We start from the raw sequence: 3,106 nt of genomic DNA, 5'->3' as shown, positions 1-3,106 counted from the left end.
GTCAGCACCTCTTCCTTGAAGGAAGAGGCTTCGTGCCTTCCTTCAAGTAGCTGACCAGTCTCTGTCCTTCATGGACTCCGTTTCCTAAGCCATCAAACCCTAAAATGCGTAGCTAGTTTTAGGCTCTTTGTCTGGTCATTAAACATCCGCAGAGAGGTAAGGAAGTATGGCTAGATTAACCAACTTGGGAAACCTTGACGAAGCTAACTTTACCCGATTTTTCGGAGATTTTGATGTTATATGAAATGGCGTTGGCTGAAGTATCTAGGTTTGACAGGGTTGGGCATCTTCTTAGGGTGGATTCTTTTTTTATTCCTCCGCTTACAGGGGGCGGCCAACCAACCCGTTGATACTCTCTTTGTGTTGGGGGGGAGTATCCGACGGGAAATGTACATTACAGAGTTATTACAACAGCAACCGGATCAGCGTGTGTTAATTTCTAATGGGGCCCCTGATCCCTGTGTCTTGCTGCTGTTTGAACGGGCAAATGCTCCCCTGACTGGCGTTTGGTTGGAACGGTGCGCCCGCAATACCTTTGGTAATTTTTATTACAGTACGCCGATTTTAAAACAATGGGGGGCAAGACATATTAAATTAATTACATCCCAAAGTCATTTACCTAGGGCAATTTGGATGGCACAGATTCATCTAGGAGCCCAAGGGATATGGGTAGATTTAGATGTGGCGGAAGAAACGGGCATACCGGGCAATCAAGAGTTTCTCTTGAAGACGGTGGCCGATGTAGGGCGGAGTTTTCTCTGGGCTATTATTGGTCAATTTTTTCAGCCAGAGTGCGATCGGATCACCTATTTACCTGAAGTGGAGTTAGCTTCTTGGTTAGAAAAGGGGTTTGAATGTGAACATCAAGCGGGTTTGGATGATCTAATCCAAGAGTTACAAGGGCAACGACTATGAGTAAATCGGACAAGAAACTCCCATTTAGTAATCTTAATCTTTCTCAGTTCCTCAATGGACAAAATATTGTCTTTATGGGGTTGCTCTGGTCTTCTGCAACGGTCTTTTTCTTCCTCTCCTACAGTATTACCCCTCCAGGCCAAGATAGTCCCTTTTGGTATTTGATTGGCACGTATATTTGGGAAACCGTCCCCTTTATTTTTGCCACTTGGCTCTGTTACCGCAACTGGAAAAGTCCGCAGATTGCCAGTGGGTCTGATGTTTGGCTGTATATGGGGTTGGGGTTGGGATCCTATTCTCTCGCCAATTTTATTTTTGGGATTTGGGAGTTATATTTTGGTCTTGATCCCGAAATTTCTCCGGCAGATTTATTTTATCTACTGTTTACGGTGTTTATTACGTGGGGCATGGTTTTGGCGGTATTGCCCCGACGGTTAAATTTAGAATGGCGACAGTGGTTAATTGTGGCCGGAGTGGCGTTTTTAGGTATTGCCTCGGCCATTTGGTTGACTTTCGGGGCCCCAGAAGAAGGAGGAGTGGAAACTCCACCCCCTACTCCCACTGAACAAGCGGCCCCGGCCCCTGATCCCTATGCGGATGTGCCTGGGTTGATTGAGGCAACGGATAAGTTTCTCAGGGTGTTTGCCCGTCCGGTGAATTTGTTTTACACCATTTCGGATATTATTTTTCTGATTATTGCTTCAACGCTGTTGTTGGCGTTTTGGGGGGGACGGTTTTCTCGGTCTTGGCAAATGATTGCGGCGGCGGCGTTGGCGAAGTATATTGCGGATATGTGGTTAAAGTATGCTACGACGTTGCCGGATCAATATGAGAGTGGGGGGTTTTTGGAGGTGTTTTATGTGTTTAGTGGGGTTTTATTTGCGATCGGGGCGGCGTTAGAATACGATGTTTCGACCAGTCGTTCTGGCCGCAGTCGTCGCCGACGGGGAGGTGGGTGATTTGTTGTGGGTGATTTGTTGTGGGTGATTTGTTGTGGGTGATTTGTTGTTGGTTGGCCTCTCAATACGCCTTGGGTTTAAACCCAAGGCTAAGAGCTTAAACCCGTTAAAAACGGGTTGATTGATCTACGAGAGTATTAAAAAGGTTTCGGGTGAATGTAAGCTCTAAAGAGCTTACTACGAACGGGGTTAAAATAAGCTCTTAGCTTACTGCGAACGGGGTTACAATAAGCTCTTAGCTTACTGCGAACGAATAAACTCTATTTGAATTATTAATTACCAATTATTAATTATCAACTACTCTTAACCAACTGAAACAATAACTCCTCAACCCGAGGAGAAACTAGCGTAAAACGTACAAAAAACCGCTTTCCTTCCACCCTCAGCACCTTAGCATATAAATCCTCAGCCTCCTCATAGTCTGGGAGCGCGATTTGTACATTACTCAACGGTTCAACGGACTGTCCCGACTCCACCACCGCACTATTCGTAGAAAGTTCCACAAAATAGCCTAAAAATTTCTGTTCTGTCACTTCCTTTTCTACCACCAAAGCAAACCCAATCTCAATGGGGGTTTTTAACCGGATTAACTCATCCTTAGACGACAAAAATAAATTATATTTCCCCCCAATTCCCTGCACCTCATAAATATTCATCGGGTCTTTAAACCCCTTGGGTTTGACCATCCGTTGTTGTTCCACTTGTACCTCAGCTTGGGCGGTGCGTAGGGTATCCCAAGATACTAAAATTTGATTCCCGGCGGTAAAGGATTCAATGCGGGCCGCTAGGTTGACATGATAGCCCACCACGGTCCATTTGGCCCGTTTCTGAGACCCCACATTTCCCACTACCACTTCCCCGGTATCAATGCCAATTCCCATTTTTAAGGGAGGAAACCCTTGGGTTTTCAGGTTTTGGTTGACTTCCTCCATGGCCAACTGCATGGCCACTGCACAGGCGATCGCGCGATCGCCATCATCTGGCCGCTGAGTCGGGGCTCCAAAAAAAACAATAATCCCATCCGCTCTATAAAACTTACTCAAACTTAATCATTTGATGTTTACTTCCTAGCTTGGATCTTTTGAGACCTAACTCGTATATCTCTTGACAAGTAGCCAATCCCCAATTCCAAGCATGACGAGCCACACCAGCGTGTTTAGCCATTATAGTCCGTTGCTTGTTATTAAGTTTTAGCTTTGTCTTAAAGCTTTTCACCGACTTCTTTTAGCTCC

General features: G+C 45.6%; 3 protein-coding genes and 1 pseudogene. 2 read left to right on the top strand and 2 right to left on the bottom strand.

Features of this window, described 5'->3' with window-relative positions:
* The first annotated feature begins 240 nt into the window (after positions 1 to 240).
* Together PN462_RS03280 and PN462_RS03275 are read left to right on the top strand one after the other, a co-directional pair.
* Positions 241 to 915, top strand: coding sequence for a YdcF family protein (locus PN462_RS03280; RefSeq protein WP_272126511.1), 675 nt, complete (start codon positions 241 to 243; stop codon positions 913 to 915).
* Positions 912 to 1,874, top strand: a complete 963-nt coding sequence (locus PN462_RS03275) for a hypothetical protein (RefSeq protein ID WP_272126509.1) — start codon at positions 912 to 914, stop codon at positions 1,872 to 1,874. The genes PN462_RS03280 and PN462_RS03275 overlap by 4 nt, the downstream gene beginning before the upstream one ends.
* 293 nt (positions 1,875 to 2,167) lie before the next feature.
* Here the strand turns inward: PN462_RS03275 and PN462_RS03270 are convergent, their stop codons facing one another.
* Positions 2,168 to 2,917, bottom strand: a complete 750-nt coding sequence (locus PN462_RS03270) for an adenylate/guanylate cyclase domain-containing protein (protein ID WP_272126508.1) — start codon at positions 2,915 to 2,917, stop codon at positions 2,168 to 2,170.
* A 49-nt stretch (positions 2,918 to 2,966) separates the two neighbouring features.
* Positions 2,967 to 3,089, bottom strand: a pseudogene (locus PN462_RS03265) (helix-turn-helix domain-containing protein); the annotation flags it as partial.
* Positions 3,090 to 3,106 lie beyond the last annotated feature (17 nt).

It is taken from the genome of Spirulina sp. CS-785/01 (assembly GCF_028330525.1).
In the GTDB taxonomy this organism is placed as follows: Bacteria; Cyanobacteriota; Cyanobacteriia; order Cyanobacteriales; family Spirulinaceae; genus JAQMSD01.
The sequence above is the reverse complement of the archived record's forward strand: the minus strand, read 5'-3'. Positions and strand labels throughout refer to the sequence as shown.